Origin of the sequence: Nostoc sp. (genome assembly GCF_036918015.1) — a bacterium.
Classification (GTDB): Bacteria; Cyanobacteriota; Cyanobacteriia; order Cyanobacteriales; family Nostocaceae; genus Nostoc.
Window position 1 is genome coordinate 16,576 of sequence record NZ_JBALEO010000102.1, and the last position, 21,941, is coordinate 38,516.

Genomic DNA, 21,941 nt, shown 5'->3' on the forward strand with positions numbered 1-21,941 from the left:
TAATTATGTCTATTCGTCCTATCTACCTTGATTGTCACGCTACTACACCCGTAGATGAACGGGTACTAGCAGCAATGATCCCCTACTTCACAGAAAAATTTGGCAACCCAGCAAGTATTAGTCATGTTTATGGTTGGGAAGCAGAAGCTGCTATTAAGCAAACGCGAGAAGTTTTAGCAGCAGCAATCAATGCCACACCAGAAGAAATTGTGTTTACGAGTGGGGCAACAGAAGCAAATAATTTAGCTATTAAAGGTGTTGCCGAAACTTATTTTAAAAAAGGTCAGCATATTATTACTGTTACTACTGAACATAATGCAGTCATTGATCCTTGTAATTATTTAAAAAGTCTCGGTTTTGAAATTACTATTCTCCCTGTCCAAAAAGATGGATTGATTGATTTAACTGAGTTAAAAAAAGCTTTCCGTCCTGAGACAATTTTAGTATCGGTGATGGCTGCAAATAACGAAATTGGCGTGTTGCAGCCTTTGGCAGAAATTGGAGAAATGTGCCATGAACACCAAATCATTTTCCATACAGATGCCGCCCAAGCTATTGGTAAAATTCCTTTAGATGTGCAAGCGATGAAAATTGACTTGATGTCGCTAACAGCACATAAAGTATATGGGCCCAAAGGCATTGGAGCGCTATACGTCCGCAGACGCGATCGCAGAGTACAACTGGCTCCCCAGCAGCACGGCGGCGGACATGAGCGGGGAATGCGTTCTGGTACATTGTATACACCGCAAATTGTCGGCTTTGGCAAAGCTGTAGAAATCGCTTTGGCTGAACAAGCAATAGAAACCCAACGCCTCACCCAATTAAGACAAAGATTATGGGAACAGCTATCGCAAGTTGAAGGAATTCATCTCAACGGACATCCCGAACAGCGATTGGCGGGAAACTTGAGTATCAGTGTTGAGGGAGTGGATGGAGCCGCGCTTTTGCTAGGATTGCAGCCAGTAATGGCCATATCTTCTGGTTCTGCTTGCTCGTCGGCACATACTGCACCTTCCTATGTTCTCACAGCATTGGGACACCCCCAACAGCTAGCTTATGCCTCAATCAGGTTTGGCATTGGCAGGTTTAATACAGAAGAGGAGATTGATATTGCAGCGAAACACGCGATCGCTACTATTCAAAGTTTACAAAATAAACGGTAAGAAACCTTGTAGAGATGTCGCATTGCTAAGTCTCTGAGATTTTAGTAAACTTCTGAAAACGCTCCTCAATACCAGCGTTGCCTTGTAAGCCGCCTGTGTGTACTAGCAACAAGCGATCGCCTTTACAAAAAAATCCCTGCTGTAGTAAATCCATCACTCCGTAAAACATTTTGGCGGTATATACGTAATCGAGGGGTACGCCATGTTCCTGTGTGAACTGTTTGCTGAACAGTAGTAACTCATCGTTCACCTTTGCATAGCCGCCAAAATGATAATCACATACCAATTCCCAAGAAGCGGGAGAATTATATGGTGTGGGTAAATCAGAGGCGAGGTAGTTTGTCAATAAACTTTCAATTTCTTGGGCGAGAAATGCGCCATTTTTCAATACGGGAAATGCGATCGCTCTTTGTCTTTCATGCAGCGAAAGCGCAATCCCCGCTAGTGTGGTGGCTGTACCGCAGGCTACGCATATATGATTAAAGGCGTAGGCGTAGCCAGCCGTAGGCATCGCATCACCAATAATTATCTCTGTGCAGCCGCGCACACCATTTAAATTACTCCCGCCTTCGGGAATGATAAACACCTCGCCGAAACGTTGTCGCAGATATTCTTCTAACGCTGGTGTGTTGCGCTGTCGATACATTTCGCGGTTCAGATACACAAGCTGCATACCCCGTTGTACAGCAAAACTCAGCGTTGCGTTTAATGGTAGCCTCTCCTCTCCACGAATTACGCCGATGGTGCGAAAACCAAAAAGATTACCAGCCGCCGCAGTTGCATAGATGTGATTGGAATAAGCGCCGCCAAAGGTTAGCAGCGTTGTGAAATTTTTCTCCTTGGCCTCTAAAAGATTGTATTTCAGCTTAAACCACTTATTGCCGTTAACCCACGGGTGCATGAGATCGAGGCGCAGCACATACAGTTCAACACCAGCGTGACGGGCGATTTCGCTGTTGATTTGTTGTAGAGGAGGAGTAATAAAGGTTAACGACATCTGTCAAGATTCTAACTTAGAATTTGCATTTTCTCACGTTCATTATCGAATATAAAAGTAATGATAAACATTGAGTAATTCAATGGTAAGTCAAGCTAAATGATGGATAAATCTTTCTAATGATTAGCTTTAGAAATTGACATTTTACTAATTGAGAATTTCAGGTAAATATAAGAAACATAACACTCGCTCCAGATAATATTCTTTTGGAGAAAAAAATGGTTGCACTCACACAGCTTACTCAAGTTATTTCCAATCCTGGACGTTTGACGATTGAAACTGTTGAAATTGCTCCTCAAACGACTGCTATACGTTGTCTCGATTGGGATAGAGAACGTTTTGATATCGAGTTTGGTTTACGGAATGGTACAACCTATAATTCTTTTTTAATTCAAGGAGAAAAAATTGCCTTAGTTGACACATCTCACCGCAAGTTTGAGCAATTATATCTTGAGGTAGTGACGGGATTAATCGATCCAACTAAGATAGATTACTTGATTATTAGCCATACAGAACCAGACCACAGTGGCTTAGTGAAAGATATTTTACAATTAGCTCCTTCCATTACTGTTGTTGGTGCAAAGGTAGCTATTCAATTTTTAGAAAATATGGTTCACCAGCCTTTTAAATCAATGCAGGTGAAAAGTGGAGAGCGATTAGATTTAGGCAACGGACACGAACTAGAATTTATCTCTGCACCTAACTTACACTGGCCTGACACAATTTTGACATACAACCATAAAACTTCCACTCTCTACACCTGTGATGTGTTTGGGATGCACTACTGTGATGACCACACTTATGATGAAAATATCACCTTACTTGAGGAGGATTTTAAATATTACTATGATTGTCTCATGGGGCCTAATGCCCGGTCTGTCTTAGCGGCTTTAAAGCGGATTGAAAAGTTAGAAATAGGAATAGTTGCTACAGGACATGGCCCTTTATTACAAAACTATATTTCCGAATGGCTTGGACGGTATCAAAACTGGAGTTTAGAACAAGCAAAAACAGAGACTTTAGTGGCTCTATTTTATGTTGAAGATTATGGGCATAGCGAACATTTAGTCCGTAACATTGCACATGGATGCGCAAAAACAGGCGTGGCAATAGAATTAGTAGACTTCAATAGTGCCGAGCCTCAAGAAGTTCGAGAATTAGTTGCACAAGCCTCTGGTTTAATAATTGCAATGCCAGCCCAATCTTCAGTAATAGCTCAAGCGGCTTTAAGTACTATTTTAGCTGCTGTTCATAAGAAACAAGCAATTGGTTTATTAGAGTCGGGAGGAGGAGAAGATGAACCAATTTATCCCTTACGCAATAAGTTTCAAGAATTGGGATTAACTGAAGTTTTTCCACCTATTTTAGTTAAGGAAATTCCTACCCAAGCAACGGAACAACTTTGTGATGAAGCGGGGACAGATATGGGTCAATGGTTAACCCGCGATCGCACCATTAAACAAATAAAATCTATCAATACCGAGCTAGAAAAAGCTTTGGGGCGGATTACCACAGGATTGTATATTATCACCGCCAAAAAAGGAGAAATTCAGAGTGCAATGCTGGCTTCGTGGGTGACACAAGCCAGTCTTGAGCCTTTGGGAGTTGCGATCGCAGTATCCAAAGATCGGGCAATTGAATCCTTGATGCACGTTGGCGATCGCTTTGTTTTAAATGTTTTAGAAGAAGGCAAATATCAAGGATTAATGAAACATTTCCTCAAGCGTTTTGCTCCTGGTGCAGATAGATTTGCGGGAGTAAAAACATATCCAGCTAAAAATGAATCGCCCGTTTTAGCTGAAGCTCTAGCTTACATGGAATGTGAAATTACTAGCCGCATGGATTGTGGAGATCATTGGGTAATTTATAGTACAGTCCAAACTGGAAGAGTCGCTAAACTAAACGCACTTACCGCCGCCCATCACCGCAAAATTGGCAATCATTATTAAATTGTCATTTGTCATTTGTCACTTGTACTGAGTTTCGACTTCGCTCAACTACCGCGTAGCCGTTGGCGCAGCCTCTCGTAGAGAAGTATTGGTCATTTGTTATTTCTCGTTAGGCTCCTCTGCTCTCTACAGACGCGATGAATCGCGTCTCTACCCACTCTTGTACAGACGCGATGAATCGCGTCTCCCAAAAAACTATGTATAAATCTGCTGAAAATATCCCGATTACGATGTACGAAATCAATCGAGGGCGCGTTGTGCGAACCTTGGAATTTATCCAAGATGTGATTGTGATTTGTTTGTGTATCGGTTTATTTAGCTTCATGGTGCTTCAGGTGAGGGATATGTTTCTCTCCTTACTTCCGCCTCTAGATTTTCATGCTGTTACTGCCGATATTCTCTTTTTACTTATCTTAGTTGAGCTATTCCGATTGTTGATTATTTACTTACAGGAACATCGAGTATCTATTGGGGTAGCTGTTGAAGTTTCCATCGTTTCTGCCTTGCGGGAAGTCATTGTTAAAGGTGTTCTAGAAACAAGTTGGAGTCAAGTTTTAGCAACTTGTGCTTTTTTATTAGTGCTGGGAGTACTACTATTTCTCCGAGTTTGGCTACCCCCTACTTTTGAAGGTATCGACCCAGAACAAGAAGTATCTAAACGCTATAGAAGCAGAGCCAAGTCTGAACTAACACAAACCAATGGTCATTAAAAATAGGGAGTGGGTAGAGACGCGATTAATCGTGTCTGAATCTTCTGCCATGCCCAATGCCCCATGCCCATATTAAGAGAGGTTATTATGTCTGCTGCCACATTAATGCCCAACCATAGCAGAGATGTACAAGTTGCTGAAATTGGTAAAAATACTCTGATTTTGCGATCGCGAACTTGGGACAGATTAAAATTTGAGGTGGAATATTCCCGTCAACGGGGAACTACAGCGAATTCTTATCTGATTCAAGCTGATAAAAAGGCTTTAATTGACCCTCCCGGCGAATCTTTTACCGAAATTTACCTTGAGCAACTAGCACAACGTCTAGATTTCATCTCCCTCGATTACATTGTTCTCAGTCATGTCAACCCGAACCGCAGAGCAACCTTGCAAGTATTGCTCTCTCTGGTTCCTCAAGCCACTCTCATTTGTTCTCGCCCCGCCGCCAATGCTCTCAAAGCTGCCTTTCCCGAATTTGAATCACCTATTCAAGCGATGCGATCGCAGGATACTCTAAATTTAGGACAAGGACATCTTCTATCATTTATTACTGTACCAACTCCTCGGTGGGCGGATGGACTTTGTACCTACGATGCCGCTACAAAAATACTCTACACAGACAAACTTTTCGGCGCTCATATTTGCGAAGATACTTTATTTGATGAAGATTGGAAGGGATTAGATGCGGAACGTCGCTACTATTTTGAATGTCTCCATGCGCCCCAAGCGAAACAAGTTGAAGTAGCCTTAGATAAAATATCGCTTTTGGGAGCCAGATGTTATGCCCCAGCACACGGGCCAGTTGTGCGTTACAGCCTGAGTCGTTTTACCTATGATTACCGTCAATGGTGCCAAGGACAAAAATCTCAAGAATTGAGTGTCGCTTTGCTTTATGCTTCTGCTTATGGAAATACAGCAATTATGGCGAATGCGATCGCTCAAGGTTTGATTCAAAATGGAGTTAATGTAGAATCAATCAACTGTGAACTAGCCGATTCTGCGGAGATTAACCGCATTGTAGAATCCTGCGATGGCTTGATTATCGGCTCACCCACATTAGGCGGCCATGCACCGACTCAAGTTCAAACTGCTTTAGGAATCGTCCTCTCGGTAGCGGCTAAAACTAAGTTAGCTGGGGTGTTTGGTTCTTATGGCTGGAGTGGCGAGGCAATAGATTTAATCGAAAGCAAGCTCAAAGATGCAAATTATCAACTAGGGTTTGAAACAATTCGGGTGCGTTTCAGTCCGACTCCTGAGATTCTTCAGCAGTGTCAAGAAGCCGGTGCTTTTTTTGCCCAAAACTTGAAGAAAACTAAAAAACTGCGGACTTCGCGCCAGGTTATGACAGAAACCCATGTAGATCGTACCGAACAAGCAGTGGGGCGGATCGTTGGTTCTCTTTGTGTTGTGACAACTCGTGATGAAGAAACTCACAAAGGGGTTTTAACTTCTTGGGTATCTCAGGCAACTTTTAACCCACCAGGAATTATGATTGCGATCGCTAACGAGCAAAATGCAGATTTAATGCATCATCCTGGCGATAAATTTGTGCTGAATATCCTTAAAGAAGGAAGAAATGTCCGCCGCTACTTTTCTCGTCATAGCACTTTAGGGGATAATCCCTTTGCGAATCTTGCTACAAAAACTGCTCTGAATGGTTGTCTGATTTTGAATGAGGCATTAGCCTATTTAGAATGTACAGTGCAAAATCAGCTTGAATGTGGCGATCGATGGTTAATTTATGCCGTCATCGATCGCGGTGAAGTGTTAGAAAATGATGGTGTCACAGCATTGGAACATCGGAAATCTGGCAGCTATTATTAATCTGACTGTTCACTGTTGGCTAAAAAACCTCTTTTTTTTGTAAAGCTACGGTATACACACAAGTCTTTTAGAGTTGCAATGGCATTGTTTTAGCTAACAATGCCATTGTTTCGTCTGAAAATAAACTCATTATTGATTGCACGAATGAGCGGATTATATATTTTAATATTATCAAAAATCTATTTTTTAATAATATTATTTGATAATATAAATATTATTTGTATTATATAGTAAAAACTTTAAAAATGTTTATTTCTGTAAAAAATACATGGTAAAGTAGCACTTATCAAAACTATAGTGTATCTATAGGATTACTATTTGATTTTTGAACAACACGTAGGGTGTGTTATCGCGAAGCGTAACGCACCATTTTAAAGGCTTTGGTGCGTTAGACTAAAGTCATAACGCACCCTACAAATACTTAATTTTTTTCAGAAATCAAACCGGATTCCTATATAAAGTTTAAGTAGTTTAAAAATTACAAAAAGCATTTTTTCAAATAATGAAGTCCTTACTCATGACTAAGTAATTGTTAAAATTGCAATTTTGAGCTTGATAAAAGCTGTAATTATACTCAGCAAATGCATCGACTGAGATATTACTATCTGAACTCTGTACAAAGTAATTTTGTGCGGCATAAGTTCGCATATTTAATCGACAAACTCTCAACAAAAAGAGTATTTAATTCTTGAGAGATTGTTTTTGCTGGTTAGCTTTAATTTGTGAATAATTAGTATTCACAAAAAACGTGGTGTTTGATTTTGTGTGTGAGGAATGGGTATGAATTACTACAAGTTAATGTGTACGAAAAGAGTCAGTTGGCTATGCCTACTTACTGCTTTAATTTCACTGGGTGCATCTCCAGCAAATGCTCAACTCAGTGCAGACAATCCTGTAAACAATTTTCAGAGCGCAGACAAAGACAACAGTAGCGGAGTTTCAACTAATTCTAATTTTCAAGAATCGAATGCGATCGCTCAAGTAAATTCTGTATCTCAATTATCTGATGTTAAGACAACAGATTGGGCATTTCAAGCACTGCAATCGGTAGTGGAACGTTACGGTTGCATTGTCGGATATCCTGACAGTACTTATAAAGGGAATCGTGCCTTAAGCCGTTATGAATTTGCTGCGGGATTGAATGCTTGCTTGGATAGAATCAACGAACTGATTGCTACTAGCACTGGTGATTTAGTTAAAAAAGAAGATTTAACTACTCTCCAAAAACTTCAAGAACAATTTGCATCTGAACTTGCAACATTGCGTGGTCGAGTAGATGCCTTAGAAACTCACACAGCTACCTTAGAAAAGCAACAGTTTTCTACCACAACTAAACTTAATGGCGAAGCGATTTTTTCTTTGTCCACAGCGACAGGTGGAGAACCAGGTAGCCAAGATGCTAAATTAGCCTTCAATAATCGCGTCCGGCTCAATCTTACCAGCAGCTTTAACGGCAGTGATTTGTTGATTGTTGGACTCCAAGCTTACAACTTCAGATCGAGCGGTTCATTTTATGAAAGAGGAACCATTCAAGGCCAATTACTGCCGAATTCAAGTTCTTTTGGCGCAGGCTCAACCAAGTTAAGTTTTGAACCTCAATTTTCTGGTTTTAACCCTCAGACATTACAACCCGACGGCGGAGCAAACTCAGTTAGTCTTTACAAGCTAGCTTATGTCTTACCGTTGTCTCAGAAATTGGTTGTCTTTGCTGGAACCAATGCAGAGATTACAGATGTTTTTCCTGCCATTACTCCCTACGCCAGCGATAGCCAAGGTGCAATCTCTCGATTTGCAGGTTATAACGCTGCTGTCAGAATTACAGGAGGCACTTCTGGTACGGGTTTATTAGCGGGTGCTGGTTTCTTGTGGAATCCTTCAAAACAAGTCGGACTTGGAGTTATCTATGGTAGTGGTTCGGCTCCAATATCAGAAGATCGCGGTCTTTTGAACACACCTTTGGGAGCAGGTGTCTTTAACGGTACACAAGCAATTGCTGCCCAGCTAACCCTCAAACCAATCTCAACTATTGATATCGGCATCAACTATGCACACAGCTACCACACAATTAACATTCTAGGTACAGGCTTGGGTAGCGCTGATATTGCTTCTATTCGATTTACTCCCAATGCAGCACAACTAGCGAGGTTTGGTGGTGACGCGACACTAGCAACTCTTGATGAGCCAATCAATGTAAATTCTGTGGGTGCAACGGTAACGTGGCGGTTTGCACCGAAAACATCCTTGTCGCTATCAGGTGCATTGCTTTTTGCTAATCTCTCGAATGTAGATGCCTCTACAACCTTTAGTAGCTGGTCGGCTGGGTTGCATTTTAGAGATATATTCCATGAAGGGAACACCGCCGCCGTCATTTTTGGACAGCCACTTTACCGAGAATCTGTAGCGGGAATTGCTTCTCGTCCAGAAGACGCGACTCCCTATCATTTAGAAACGTTTTATAATTATCGGGTTAATGACAATATCTCCATTACCCCTGGTGTATATTTCATCTTTAGCCCGGAAGGGTTTAGTGCTAATGACACAGCAATTGTAGGCGCACTTCGCACTACTTTTACTTTCTAGAAGACTGGAGTCACATTGAAAATATTTTGAGGCTTGTCGAACATTAGAGTGTTCCAAAAAATAAATGATCCAAAACCCGTCATTGAGAGCGAAGCGAAGCAATCGCAAAGACTGGGATTGCTTCGCTTCGTACCCTTCGGGAACGCCAAGGGCGAACGCAATGACAATTGGGCATTTTTTTACTTGGATTACTCTTATTGTTCGATGAGCTTGGTTAAAGCCGTCCGTCAACGTCACCGACGAACGGCTGCTGATGCCTTAACTTGACTTGACACCAACGGCAGGATACCCACCCTGATACTCTAACTTGCTACTGCTTCAGCAGGAGCTGCCTCAGCAGCAGTTATGGGTAAATAAACACTAACTTTTTTACGAGTTTTGCCCTTTCTCTCAAACATTACAACACCGTCGATTAAGGCAAACAAAGTGTCATCGCTACCAATACCGACGTTGTTACCAGGGTGGAATTTGGTGCCGCGTTGACGCACGAGAATGTTTCCTGCACGTACAACTTGACCGCCATAACGTTTGACACCCAGACGTTGGGCATTAGAATCACGACCGTTGCGTGTACTACCTGTTCCTTTCTTATGAGCCATAATTTCCTCTTGTGTATCTTCTTCTTATTATTCAGCAGCGGTTTCAACTTCTTCGGCAGGACTGTTATCTATAATGGGGGTTTCCTTCTCCGGTTCTCCTTGGGCAGCAAACACTGCACCGTTGAGGGTGATGGAGTCAATCATAAGTCTGGTAATTTCCTGACGATGCCCCCGTTTTTTGCGGGTTTTCTTTTTCGGCTTCATTTTGTATACCAGGACTTTACGACCTCTGTAATGTCGCATTACAGTCCCTTCTACAGTTGCCCCCGTCACTAATGGCTGTCCAATGGTGACTTCGCCATCGTGCTGCACGAGTAATACGGCATCTATTGTAACTTTTTCATCTGGTTCGATCGCCAGCAGTTCAATGTCGTAAAACCGCCCTGGCTCTACTCGTATTTGTTTGCCGCCAGTTTCAATAATCGCGTAGGTCATGGAATTGTCCTTGAGGTTGCCGTACAGGTAGCTGGTTTTTATCTCCTGTAGAGATGCTTTTGCCAGCCTTTGTAATATGTCTACCTGATCCGAGCAGGAATTAGACAGACAATCTAACATACTATTTTATTCATAGGCGTCAAGTCAAGCTTTAATAGGATTTTTCGGGTTTGGCATTGCTGTCTGGTCAACCTGAAGATGAAAAATCAGTTAATTACTCTGTGCGATCGCTCATTTTCCAAGAGTGGGGAGGAATTAGCCAATAGTCGTCATGAGCATCGCTCACCCGCAGTAATGTAAATTGTATTTACAAGAAAGCAGACTTAATTATTGTTAGATAAAAATTGCTACTATCTTAGGGCTGATTTTACAAGAAATTAACGTTAATATTAGTTTTAAAGTTATATTTTTTTATCAAAATCAACACATTTTTCTTCTTTGTTTTAAGATGAAATATAAGGAATCTCATTTATAAATTCTTTACAAAAGTTAGTGAATCCTCAAGAGTTAAACTATCACATTCAAACCTGATATTTCAAACAGGAGATTGATTGTCATGACACAGCAAAATGCTGCCCGACTTTTTCAAGCTATAAAACAAGATCAAGCGTTACAGCAAAGACTCAAAGCAACAGCCGATCCAGACGCCTTTATCAAAATTGCTCAAGAGCGTGGCTATGATTTCACGGACAGAGAACTGGATAGTGAGATTAGCAAATTATCTGAAGAAGATTTAGCCGCCATTGTCAATCCAGGATGGGGGACTAGACGCCACATTTATCCTAGATAATTTCTGTTCTAGGAAACCGAAAGTGTAAGAATAACTGAATTGACAAGTTTTGCTACTCAAGGGGATACCGTTGCATCATTTCATTTAGGGGTATTCTTGTTAAATACAAAACTCAGATCCCTGACTTCTTAGAGAAGTTGGGGATTTTATTGTTCGCGAATGATTAAGTAGGGCTGTTATGTAGCGATCGTCATCTGTCTTTCTGCTGTGACATTATCTACGGAATATCTGAAGAGAGTTAAAAATCCTTTCTCTACTCTCCATCTCGCCACCAGCTTAACTGATGAGTTAGGATGACTATATTTTAATCAGGTGATATGAAAAGAATAGAAGTTGAGCAAAGAACTATTTTAATTGGTTTAGCTGGTAGCCACGGCTATGGTTTAAATCGCCCTGATTCCGACTTTGATTATCGGGGAGTATTTATTGCACCTAAAAGGTACTACTTGGGATTTGATCGGATAGAACAAAAAGATACTGGTTGGGATGAACCGGGGATATTTCCATTCGTTGATGGTAACAAAGACACAGTTATATATGAATTAAGAAAAATTCTCCAATTATTAGCTGGCGCGAACCCCAATGTTTTAGAATTACTCTGGTTAAATAATTATCCTTTTTTAAGCGCAGTCGGACAGCATTTAATTAATCATAAACAGTTATTTTTGAGCAAGAAGGTAAAACATACTTACACTGGTTATGCCTTTGCCCAAATCAAAAAGATGGAAACTCATCGTAAGTGGTTGTTAAAACCACCGCAAAAAAAACCGATACCATCTGACTTCGCTATAGAAGATGAAGCACCTCTTAGCAAAGATGAGTTAAATGCTTTTCTGGAGTATCTTTATAACTTAATCAGAGGACGGATTGAGTTTTTAGAAGAAGCGGAACAATTATATCAGTTGCTGACAGCAGATATTGATTTTAAAGGAGTGTTAAAACAATATACTTTACCTGATGAAACTTTGGAATATACCCAAAAGTTAACCAATAGCCGTAAAGATTTTATTCGTCTGCTTCAGAAAAGCCAAAGCTATCAAATTGCTTTAAGAGAATGGAAGGCTTACTTATCTTGGCAGGAAAATAGAAATCCGGCTAGGGCAGAAATGGAAAGAAAGTCGGGTTTTGACCTCAAACATGGAATGCACTGCATTAGATTATTACGCAGTGGAGTAGAAATATTGCGGCGAGGTGAAGTGATTGTAGATAGGAGAATAGCTGGTGATGTTGAAGATTTAAAAGCTATTTTAAAAGGTGAGTATTCTTATGAACAGGTGATGAAAATAGCAGAAGATTTGGTCGCCGAAATGGAAGTTGTTTGCGAACAATCTGCCCTACCTCATAAACCTGATTTGGAGCAAATTAATGAGTTGTGTATGGAATTGGTGGAAATGCAGAATTGGCATTAATAGCCCGTGTTTCTCATGTCTCATTAAATATTTTTGAGTAGCGGATGAGTCGCGGTTAATCATCAAAAATCTGGGCATTCGCCCTTAGTAGCTTCTGGGTGAACGTAATAGCGAAGTACCGTATTTACATCGTCTCCGATCCAGTAGGCAACTCTGTCGGGGGAGTTACCAGACGCGATCGCCCAAGTTGCAAAAGTGTGCCTGGTAGCGTAAGGGTTTAAGTAGGGGATTTTTTCCTGATTTGATAACTTCCTCACTACTCCGGTCTGGTTTTTCCCGTCTCGGTTCCAGGCATGGCTCAACGCCGAACTAGTCATTGAACAGCCTCTTTTTAATTAGGAGTCCCGTTTCCTTTAGATTCCCTAGCAAGCATAAAAAGTTCGATGAAAATATACTGAAGTATGTAAGGTATGCAACTTTTTGCACACTAAAGTACATGCCCCTATATATAGGTGATAGCACTCTAACGCAGAGACAGCACCACTATGAAACCAACTTGATACACAAAATAGTAAAAAAGTCAAGTTTGGTATAAATTATATTAAAAATTTTCTAGCAAGTTCTTAGGAATTATCAGAGAGAGGTTTTATAAATGAGTTATAACCAAAAATTATATTAATAAGTCTGACATATAATTTTTCTGTATTCCAGCTATCCGTTGTAATTCTGTCTCATAAGATAGATTGGTTTTATCCCGTGAGAGAAAACTGAGAGAAAATTATGTACATTAACTAATTATTTGTCAATTTAACAAAATATTGTCACAATATTATAAATACCTAAAACCCTGGCATAACAAGGATTATGTCAGGGTTTCTCCTATTTAAGAGAGTTATACCCATCTAAGTTGGTATTCACTAATTAGATGTCAAATACCAGATATTTCACAATTTAATTGTCATTTCCCAAAAACCTGGAAAAATCATGAGTTTTCATAAATTAACAAATTATTTGTCACTTTAATAGTATAGTACAACTATGTTTTGATAAAACACTGTATGGAAAATGCAGAATCTTCTACAACCTCTACGACTTGGGCAAGCTCCGCAGATGTTAACGCTGAAGCAAACGTTATAGTTTCTAAACTTTCAGATGAAGCTTTGCTGAAAATGAAGGTGATTCAAAATCTTTTAGAAAATAGCGATCGCACTACATATACTCAAAAGCTCAAAGAAGCGGCAGAGAAGCTTGGTAAATCAGTACGTACAGTGCGACGGCTGGTAGATAAATGGGAACAGGAAGGTTTGGCTGGACTGGCGCAAAATCAACGGATGGATAAAGGGAAACATCGAGTTGATGAAGACTGGCAAGAGTTTGTATTGAAAACTTATAAGGAGGGTAATAAGGGAAGTAAAAGGATGACTCGCCAGCAGGTATTTATTAGAGTGAAGGCGAGAGCAGACGAACTGGGAGTTAAGCATCCTTCCCACATGACGGTTTACCGAATTTTGCAGCCGTTAATAGATAAAATTGAGCAAGCTAAAAGTATTCGCAGTCCGGGTTGGCGTGGTTCGCGGCTATCAGTTAAAACTCGTGATGGAAAAGACTTACAAATAGAACACAGTAACCAAGTTTGGCAATGCGACCATACCCTTGTTGATGTTTTATTAGTAGACCAGCATGGCAAAATTCTAAGTCGTCCTTGGTTAACAACGGTTATTGATAGCTATTCGCGCTGCATTATAGGGATTAACTTGGGCTACTATGCACCAAGTTCTCAAGTTGTAGCTTTGGCGTTACGTCATGCAATTTTGCCCAAGCAATATGGTTCAGAATATGGACTTAATGAAGAATGGGGTACTTCTGGTTTGCCGCAACACTTTTATACGGATGGGGGTAAAGATTTTCGTTCCAACCATTTACAGCAAATAGGAGTGCAGTTAGGATTTGTTTGTCATTTGCGCGATCGCCCATCTGAAGGTGGTAGTGTTGAGCGTCCGTTTAAAACTCTAAATACAGAATTATTCTCAACTTTACAGGGATATACAGGTTCAAACGTTCAAGAGCGACCAGAGGAAGCGGAGAAAGAAGCTTGCTTAACGTTGCGGCAGTTAGAGCAAATGTTGGTGCGTTACATCGTTGATAACTATAACCAGCGACTTGATGCTCGAATGGGCGACCAGACAAGATTTCAACGCTGGGAATCTGGTTTAATTGCAGCACCCGATTTACTTTCCGAGAGGGATTTGGATATTTGCTTAATGAAGCAAACACGGCGACAAATTCAACGCGGGGGATATCTGCAATTTGAAAACTTGATGTATAGAGGTGAACTCTTAGCGGGTTATGCGGGGGAAAGTGTTGTGTTGCGATATGACCCCAGAGACATCACAACGATTTTGGTTTATCGCATAGAAGGGGATAAAGAGGTATTTATTGCTCGTGCTTATGCTCAAGATTTGGAGACAGAAGAATTATCTCTAGATGAAGCAAAAGCTAGTAGCCGTAAGGTCAGAGAAGCGGGTAAAGCTGTGAGCAATCGCTCAATTTTGGCTGAAGTTAGGGAACGCGAAACATTCCAAACTCAAAAGAAAACCAAAAAAGAGCGTCAGAAAGTAGAACAGGTTGAGGTCAAAAAATCTAAACAACTTATACCTGTTGAGCCAGAGTCATCAGTAGAGGCGGTATCTATTGATAGCGAACCTGAGATGCCGGAAGTTTTTGATTACGAACAAATGCGTGAAGATTACGGATTTTAGAAAATGACTTCAAAAGAAGCCCAAGCAGTCGCCCAACAATTGGGTGATATTCCCGTTAATAGTGAACAATTACAGGCGGAGATTCAACGATTAAATCGTAAAGGTTTTGTCCCACTTGAACAAGTGCAAATTCTCCATGATTGGTTGGAAGGAAAGCGGCAATCAAGACAATCTGGACGTGTGGTAGGTGAGTCGAGAACGGGAAAAACAATGGGTTGTGATGCCTATAGGCTTAGGAATAAACCCTCTCAAGTTGCAGGAAAACCCCCAACTGTACCTGTGGCTTATATCCAAATTCCCCAGGAGTGCGGTGCTAAGGAATTCTTTGGGGTAATTATGGAGCATTTGAAATATCAAGTAACTAAAGGAACAGTGGCAGAAATTCGAGATAGAACACTGCGGGTTCTTAAAGGTTGCGGGGTAGAAATGTTGATTATTGATGAAGCTGACCGCTTTAAGCCGAAAACTTTTGCGGAAGTGCGTGATATTTTTGACAGGTTGGAAATAGCAGTGATTTTGGTAGGAACTGACCGCTTAGATGCAGTGATTAAGCGCGATGAGCAGGTTTACAACCGTTTTCGGTCTTGTCACCGTTTTGGAAAGATGTCAGGGGAAGATTTTAAGCGAACGGTAGATATTTGGGAGAAACAAATACTGAAATTGCCAGTTGCTTCCAACCTTTCGAGTAAGACGATGTTGAAGACGTTAGGAGAAGCAACTGGAGGTTATATCGGTTTGATGGATATGATTCTCCGAGAGACTGCAATTCGGGCTTTAAAAAAAGGACTGCAAAAAATTGACTTGGAAACTTTGAAGGAAGTAGCTGCTGAGTACAAGTGATGGAAGTGGAAAATATTAAGCCTTGGCTGTTTAGAGTTCAACCATATCAAGGAGAAAGCCTGAGTCACTTTTTAGGACGTTTTCGACGGGCAAATGATTTAACCCCTACTGGGTTAGGTAAAGCCGCAGGACTTGGGGGTGCGATCGCACGTTGGGAAAAGTTTCGGTTTAATCCCCCTCCTTCTCAGCAGCAGTTGGAAGCATTGGCTGTTGTAGTGGGGGTTGATGTCGATAGGTTAGTGCAGATGTTACCACCTGCTGGGGTGGGAATGAAAATGGAGCCGATTCGGTTATGCGCTGCTTGTTATATTAATTCACCATGTCACAAGATTGAATGGCAGTTGAAGGTAATACAGGGGTGCGATCGCCACAAGTTAAACTTGCTTTCAGAATGCCCAAACTGTGGGGCAAGGTTTAAGGTTCCAGCATTGTGGGTGGATGGATGGTGTCAACGATGTTTTCTGCCATTTGCAGAAATGGCAGAATTTCAGAAAGCTATAACTAATGAATAAACAATTATTTAGGTAGTTTTTTATAATACGAAACGACTTCCATTTTCAGCTAGCCACTGCTTGCGTAATACAAAGTCTGGCAGAACACGCTCTATATATCTCCAAAATTGTGTATTGTGATGCGATTCATGTAAATGCACTAATTCATGAACGATAATATATTCAATAATTCGCGGTGGTAGGAGGATAGTTAACCAATGAAAATAAAGATTTTCTTGACTACCACATGACCCCCAACGGAAACCCAAGTCTCGGATTTTTATTATGCTGGGAGCTACCCCAAGTCTGGTAGAGAACAGGTTAAGCCGACGCTGTAACCACAGTTCAGCGTGTTGTGTGTACCAATGAATAAAATGCTCCCTAGCATGGTTATGTTCGTTAGACCTCAGCATAAATCGACCTTGGTAAAGGCGTAGAGGAGTTGCTAATTTTGGTGGTACTAGCAACAGTCGGTAACTCCGACCTAGATAATAAAATCCTTCACCGTTGACAAACTCTTTCTCAAACCGATTTTGGCAGAGTAATTCTTTTTCTGCTAATTTTGTATAAATCCAAAAGCGCTTCTGTTGGGCAATTTGCTCAATTATTTCCAGGGGACAGTCAGAGGGAGCATTAAGGATTAATTCTCCACCCCGGTCAATGGTAATGCCTACAGTTTTGCGCTTGTCACTGCGGTGCAAAACAAAGTATAAGTCATCAATTACCAGAGACTCACTCATGTGGTTAATCTTGCATGGAGGGCTTTGGCTAATTCTACGATGCGATCGCTTACTGCTTGCTGTCGAGAGAAGGATATCACATCGTTGTCATCTAAGAAGCGGACAATCCACCCCCGCAAGACGTTTTGAGCGTGGGCATTTCTCCAGAAATCCACTATCCGAATTTCCTGACGGATATGTTCCACCATTTCCACTGTAATTGCTGCCAGTTTGTCAAGTTCTGGCTTGAGCAATTCCTGGTCTAAGCCAATTTCTTCTACTAGGATGCCTAAAAATGGTGCTTGGGTCTTGGGGTCAAGCTGAGTTTCATCCTCTGGACGACCTTGCCGCAAATCTTGAGTAAATTGGCGTAGTGCTTCCACCAATTCTGCCCATTTATCCTGAAACTTTTCTAGGATGTCTTCTAGCCGTTCGCTTAATTTTTTGTAGTAGGCTGGGTCTTCCTGAAAGTTTTTGCTGATATGGTAGCGGGCAGCGTGTTCCATCTCGGATGCTTTGGCACGGTCTGAAGTTCGAGCGCTGACAGCACTCTCAAAGTCAGTATCCATAATTGAGATTGGCGGGACTTGAGGATCTATGCCACTGGCTACGATGTACTCATCTATAAGTTGCCGCACTTTATTTCCTGCGCCATAAAGATTGAGTTGGAAATCACGATAAAGGTTAGCGGCAGCTTTGTTGATGTAACCGAGAATTTTCGCGTCCCGTATGTAAGGTAATGCTTCTGGACGGGGCATGACAATATCTAAGCTTTCCAAAAACTGCTTCAGCTTCACTACAAATTCAGCGCGGATTTTCATGTCTCGCAGCAAATCAATGCAAGCATTGACATCAGCAATATCATGAATATTCTGTCCTTGGAAAACTGCAAGCACGCGCTGATGCCGATCGCCTAACTTAGGTAATTCATCCTTAAGGCTGATTAAAGCACCTTGGATATCCTCAGCACTATAAACTGCCAGGGCTTTTTTAAGATGTCGCGCAACGCCGTAGTAGTCTACAACAAAGCCACAGGATTTAGAGGAGTAGGTGCGGTTGACACGGGCGATCGCTTGTAATAATTCATGTCCTTGCATTGAGCGATCCAAATACAAAACTTGCTCAATTGGGGCATCAAACCCAGTTAGCAGCATACTTTTGACAATGAGAAAAGCAAGACCATCTTGTTTGCTTGAATCAGTATGCACCAATGGTTTTTTAAAACGGTTGATGTACTCTTCTACTTTGGCTTTGTCACTCCACTGCTTCCAAGCTGGATTATCGTTGTGTCCACTGGAAATTACAGTTGCAAACTCTAATTGTTTGATTTGCTCTATTCGAGAATAGATACGTGTTAAAAACTCAGTTTCGAGATTTTGCGATTGTTGAGAAGGGTTAAAATTCTCTAACTGAGCCACCAGTTTTTGATGTGCAGCAACAAAGGCTTCTTGATAACGCACTGCTGCCAGACGACTGCTAGCAACGATTTGGGCTTTGAATCCATTGGGTAATACGGTATCAACATAATGGCGCAGCATATCCTCTGCCTTAGCAGCTATTAGCTTTGGAGCTTCCAAAACATTGCCTTCTGTGGCATATTTAGCACGGATTGCTGCTAATTCTTCAGGAGTGCGATCGCAAAACATATCCTCGAAGAGTTGATCTAGCGATCGCCCATCTGCTACCTCTGCTTCAGCAGTGCGTCCTTCGTAAAGAATAGGCACAGTTGCGCCATCTGCCTCTGATTGTTGAATGGTGTAGCTGTCAATAAATTCACCAAAAATTTCGTTAGTACGCTTGCGATCGCCTACCAAAATCGGAGTCCCTGTAAAGCCAATCTTGGCACAATTAGGCAGCGCTCTCATCAAATTGGCGTGTAGCTGACTAGCTTGGGTGCGATGGGCTTCATCTACCAAAACTAGAATATCTTCAGAATCGTTCAGGATGGGAAATTGCTCAGTTTCGGTTACTAGACGGCGTATATTTGGATTGATGTTGTAGCTAGAAGAATTTTCTGCGGCTTTGCGATCGCTAGGATTTCGTTTATTGGATATGTATTGTAATACCGCTTTACTATCGTCGGCGCTATCCTCATCTCGCTGTTGATATTTCTGAATTGTGGCAAAGATTAAATCTGGACTAGATTGACGCAGCAGTTCCTTTAATTCCTCGGTGTTGCTTGCTCTTAGGACTGTTTCATTGGTAAGACTGGCAGTATTGCTAAGTTGTTTTTCTAGATCCACTCTGTCTGTTACTACAACCACTTTCAAACGACGTAAAGCTGCTAAAGTCCTCAGTTTTCGTACCAAGAACACCATTGTCAAGCTTTTGCCTGAGCCTTGGGTGTGCCAGATAATACCCCCTCGTTGGTCGTTTTCACCATTTTGACGGCGAGTTTGACCGTTTTGTAAGCGGCGAACTGCTTCCTGTACGGCTCTAAACTGCTGGTAGCGACCTACAATTTTGATATTTTTACCACCCGATTGCTGAAACAGAGTAAAGTTGCGAATAATATCAAGTAAGTGGGCTGGACGCAGCATTCCTGCGACTAAGATTTGCTGGCTGCTTAGTTTTGTCTCACCCAATGATGCTGCAACTTCAGCCATTGGCACGGGACTGGTGTCTTTCCATTCGAGGTAACGTTCATAGGATGCGCCAATTGTGCCAACTCTGGCTGCATGGAAAAATGTGGCAATCAAGAATTGATTGTAATGAAATAGTCTTTCTGCCCCTTCATCATCTGCAATTTCTTCGCGTTGGTTGGAGTAGCGCCGCAACTGAGTAATCCCTTCTGCCATTGGTTCTGTTGCGGAGGGGCTTTTGCACTCAATTACTACTAGCGGGATGCCATTTACGAATAAAACAATATCAGGAACAATATAAGTGCGGCCACCTGGAACATCTACGCGAAATTGGTTGATAATTAGGAAATCATTGTGTTCAGGATGGTCAAAATCAATAAAGCGAACTGTCTGATCTCTACCACCATCGCGTTGCGGATCACCTTCTACTACAGTTCCTTTAAGTAGCAAATCTGTGGCTATCTGATTTGCTTCCATCAGTTTGGCTGTTCCCAAGCGTTCTAGAGTACCGATGGCTGTGTTGATTCGACCATCGTCGAGCCAGGGTTGTCCATGATCATCAAGGTTTACTTGGTAGATGGCTTTGTGCAGTCTTTCCGTTAATAGTACATCTCGGAAGCTTTGCCTTTCAGTGAGGTAAGGAACATCAATGTCACCTGCGAGATGGTGCCAACCCATAACTTTGAGTTGGTTAACTAGAGGAATTTCAACCTGGCTGTACTCTGTAGGGGTGCAATTCATTGCTTACCTTCCTATCTATTAGCATTAGTGTCTGAAAGGAAGTCTGGAAACTGCAAATCTATTTGTTCCTTTAAAGCGGTAATAGATGTGACTCTCTTAAAATAATCCTTATCAATCATTTTACGCACTGATAACCAACCTAGTTTTACCGATTCAGCTAAGTGGAGAGTTTGACGAAATAGTTGCTGAAATATTTCAGGTATTCCTAAAGCTGAATGTATCCTCTCATTATCACAAAATGCTTGCAATACCATTAGCATTTGCTCAGTAGTAAGTAAAGGTGCTACTAAAAGCAAATTTTCTCCATTAGCTTGAGCTACTCCATACGAAGAATTTATAAATATCTCAACAACGGACTGTATATAATCTTTTACAATTGGTAGTATTTCATTAAGTGATAATTCGTTTTGAAAGTTTTGAAGCAAGGCTTCAGGAGAAAGCTGTTTTACTCTTTCCAAGGCAATCATTCTCAATTCCTTGACATTTATTGCATCAAGCAATACTGCTATAACCGCAGCATTATCAACATTTTCAATAAATCTTCGAGTTTTTGTTTGATGCGCTTCACTTAAAAATTCCCAAGCTTTTATATGACGTAGATAACTGACGAACTTTGCCCAGTTTTGGTCACTGATTCCATCAGCAATTTTTGATAACTCAGTTTTAAGAATATCTTCTGATTCTTCAAAGTACATCTTTGATGTTGCTTGGAGTGCGGCAACCTGACGATTACGTTCTGCTTTTGGTCGGTCAGTAAGTAGTAAATCTTTTGTCAATCCAATTAGTACTCCACGAACCAAAGGTCTACGAGCGCGATCTAAAGGGCCACCGCGTAAAGTTATGACTGCCTCATCTACATCGATTGGAAAAAGTTCAGCACTAATCTGATCCCATATAGTTTTTAAAGCAGCTCTGCCTTGAACTGGAGGATGTTGTAAAAGATAGATAACAGCATTGCGTAAATGATAACGTGCTAATTCAGCAGAAGCTTGAAATGTTTCTTCCAGAGACTGCATTGAAGGATGAGCACATCTATTTCTGTCTTCTAGTAATCTTTTTAAGTCAGAGTATTCTAGAGGAGAAATAAACTCATATTCTCTTAAGGCTAGGTCAGGAACACTTTTTTCAAATGCAAGGATTTTAATGAGGTTATTAATATTGTCTTGATTAGCACGTAATTCTTCAAATTCTTCTAATTTTTGCTTGGCATTACTATGCCCAGTTTGTTCAAGTTGGCGCAGTTTATGAATAAAGTCATAAACTACTGCGTTCCAGGTTGATACAATGCAAGAGCGAAAAGCTCCTGCTCGGTAGCAAGTAACGGCTTCTTGAATATATTCTTTTGTGGACTTATCACGGCAACGAAGCACTAACTCGTCCAAATCAGCTAAACGCTCACTCATTTAAATTTAT

18 protein-coding genes are annotated in these 21,941 nt (G+C 41.2%); 11 read left to right on the plus strand and 7 right to left on the minus strand.

Annotation, left to right across the window (positions count from 1 at the left end; genetic code table 11):
* The first annotated feature begins 5 nt into the window (after window positions 1-5).
* Window positions 6-1,163, plus strand: a complete 1,158-nt coding sequence (locus V7K61_RS33205; protein WP_335060352.1) for a cysteine desulfurase family protein — start codon at window positions 6-8, stop codon at window positions 1,161-1,163.
* A gap of 25 nt (window positions 1,164-1,188) precedes the next feature.
* Here the strand turns inward: V7K61_RS33205 and V7K61_RS33210 are convergent, their stop codons facing one another.
* The gene (locus V7K61_RS33210) at window positions 1,189-2,160 is read right to left on the minus strand and encodes a 1-aminocyclopropane-1-carboxylate deaminase/D-cysteine desulfhydrase (RefSeq protein ID WP_335060354.1); all 972 of its coding nucleotides are present in this window, start codon (window positions 2,158-2,160) and stop codon (window positions 1,189-1,191) included.
* Window positions 2,161-2,378: 218 nt separating this feature from the next.
* Between V7K61_RS33210 and V7K61_RS33215 the strand changes: the two genes are divergently transcribed.
* The 5 genes from V7K61_RS33215 to V7K61_RS33235 all read left to right on the plus strand — a co-directional run bounded on the left by V7K61_RS33215 (window position 2,379) and on the right by V7K61_RS33235 (window position 9,490).
* Window positions 2,379-4,109 (plus strand): diflavin flavoprotein, encoded by a 1,731-nt coding sequence (locus tag V7K61_RS33215; RefSeq protein WP_335060356.1) that lies wholly within the window; start codon window positions 2,379-2,381, stop codon window positions 4,107-4,109.
* Between the two features lie 197 nt (window positions 4,110-4,306).
* Entirely contained in the window at window positions 4,307-4,819 is a 513-nt protein-coding gene (locus V7K61_RS33220; protein ID WP_335060446.1) for a phosphate-starvation-inducible PsiE family protein, read from the plus strand.
* A gap of 87 nt (window positions 4,820-4,906) precedes the next feature.
* Window positions 4,907-6,643 (plus strand): diflavin flavoprotein, encoded by a 1,737-nt coding sequence (locus tag V7K61_RS33225; RefSeq protein ID WP_335060358.1) that lies wholly within the window; start codon window positions 4,907-4,909, stop codon window positions 6,641-6,643.
* A 780-nt stretch (window positions 6,644-7,423) separates the two neighbouring features.
* The gene (locus V7K61_RS33230) at window positions 7,424-9,223 is read left to right on the plus strand and encodes an iron uptake porin (RefSeq protein ID WP_335060360.1); all 1,800 of its coding nucleotides are present in this window, start codon (window positions 7,424-7,426) and stop codon (window positions 9,221-9,223) included.
* A 48-nt stretch (window positions 9,224-9,271) separates the two neighbouring features.
* Window positions 9,272-9,490, plus strand: coding sequence for a hypothetical protein (locus V7K61_RS33235; RefSeq protein ID WP_335060363.1), 219 nt, complete (start codon window positions 9,272-9,274; stop codon window positions 9,488-9,490).
* 35 nt (window positions 9,491-9,525) lie between these two features.
* On the opposite strand, the gene rpmA is transcribed toward V7K61_RS33235, so the two are convergent.
* Together rpmA and rplU are read right to left on the minus strand one after the other, a co-directional pair.
* Window positions 9,526-9,822, minus strand: coding sequence for a 50S ribosomal protein L27 (gene rpmA, locus V7K61_RS33240; protein WP_099099325.1), 297 nt, complete (start codon window positions 9,820-9,822; stop codon window positions 9,526-9,528).
* Between the two features lie 27 nt (window positions 9,823-9,849).
* Window positions 9,850-10,257, minus strand: coding sequence for a 50S ribosomal protein L21 (gene rplU / locus V7K61_RS33245; protein ID WP_335060448.1), 408 nt, complete (start codon window positions 10,255-10,257; stop codon window positions 9,850-9,852).
* A gap of 556 nt (window positions 10,258-10,813) precedes the next feature.
* Here rplU and V7K61_RS33250 point away from each other — a divergent pair.
* Both V7K61_RS33250 and V7K61_RS33255 read left to right on the plus strand, forming a co-directional pair.
* Window positions 10,814-11,047, plus strand: a complete 234-nt coding sequence (locus V7K61_RS33250; RefSeq protein ID WP_335060365.1) for a Nif11-like leader peptide family natural product precursor — start codon at window positions 10,814-10,816, stop codon at window positions 11,045-11,047.
* A 317-nt stretch (window positions 11,048-11,364) separates the two neighbouring features.
* Window positions 11,365-12,456: a nucleotidyltransferase domain-containing protein gene (locus V7K61_RS33255; protein WP_335060367.1), complete on the plus strand. Its 1,092-nt coding sequence runs from the start codon at window positions 11,365-11,367 to the stop codon at window positions 12,454-12,456.
* A gap of 62 nt (window positions 12,457-12,518) precedes the next feature.
* Here V7K61_RS33255 and V7K61_RS33260 read toward each other — a convergent pair whose 3' ends face one another.
* Window positions 12,519-12,773 carry a hypothetical protein gene (locus tag V7K61_RS33260; protein WP_335060369.1) on the minus strand — a complete coding sequence of 85 codons (255 nt, stop codon included), beginning with the start codon at window positions 12,771-12,773 and terminating at the stop codon, window positions 12,519-12,521.
* A 681-nt stretch (window positions 12,774-13,454) separates the two neighbouring features.
* Here V7K61_RS33260 and V7K61_RS33265 point away from each other — a divergent pair.
* From V7K61_RS33265 to V7K61_RS33275, 3 genes are read left to right on the plus strand one after another with little or no spacing between them, the layout of a single operon-like run.
* A complete protein-coding gene (locus V7K61_RS33265) occupies window positions 13,455-15,155 on the plus strand; it encodes a Mu transposase C-terminal domain-containing protein (RefSeq protein ID WP_335060371.1) in 1,701 nt (566 codons plus the stop codon).
* Between the two features lie 3 nt (window positions 15,156-15,158).
* The gene (locus tag V7K61_RS33270) at window positions 15,159-15,995 is read left to right on the plus strand and encodes a TniB family NTP-binding protein (RefSeq protein WP_335060373.1); all 837 of its coding nucleotides are present in this window, start codon (window positions 15,159-15,161) and stop codon (window positions 15,993-15,995) included.
* A complete protein-coding gene (locus tag V7K61_RS33275; RefSeq protein ID WP_335060375.1) occupies window positions 15,995-16,507 on the plus strand; it encodes a TniQ family protein in 513 nt (170 codons plus the stop codon). The genes V7K61_RS33270 and V7K61_RS33275 overlap by 1 nt, the downstream gene beginning before the upstream one ends.
* 20 nt (window positions 16,508-16,527) lie before the next feature.
* Here V7K61_RS33275 and V7K61_RS33280 read toward each other — a convergent pair whose 3' ends face one another.
* The 3 genes from V7K61_RS33280 to V7K61_RS33290 are packed head-to-tail and all read right to left on the minus strand — an operon-like array spanning window position 16,528 to window position 21,931.
* Window positions 16,528-17,226: a M48 family metallopeptidase gene (locus V7K61_RS33280; protein ID WP_335060377.1), complete on the minus strand. Its 699-nt coding sequence runs from the start codon at window positions 17,224-17,226 to the stop codon at window positions 16,528-16,530.
* Window positions 17,223-20,528 (minus strand): type I restriction endonuclease subunit R, encoded by a 3,306-nt coding sequence (locus V7K61_RS33285; RefSeq protein ID WP_335060379.1) that lies wholly within the window; start codon window positions 20,526-20,528, stop codon window positions 17,223-17,225. The genes V7K61_RS33280 and V7K61_RS33285 overlap by 4 nt, the downstream gene beginning before the upstream one ends.
* A gap of 11 nt (window positions 20,529-20,539) precedes the next feature.
* Window positions 20,540-21,931: a hypothetical protein gene (locus tag V7K61_RS33290; RefSeq protein ID WP_335060381.1), complete on the minus strand. Its 1,392-nt coding sequence runs from the start codon at window positions 21,929-21,931 to the stop codon at window positions 20,540-20,542.
* Window positions 21,932-21,941: the final 10 nt, after the last annotated feature.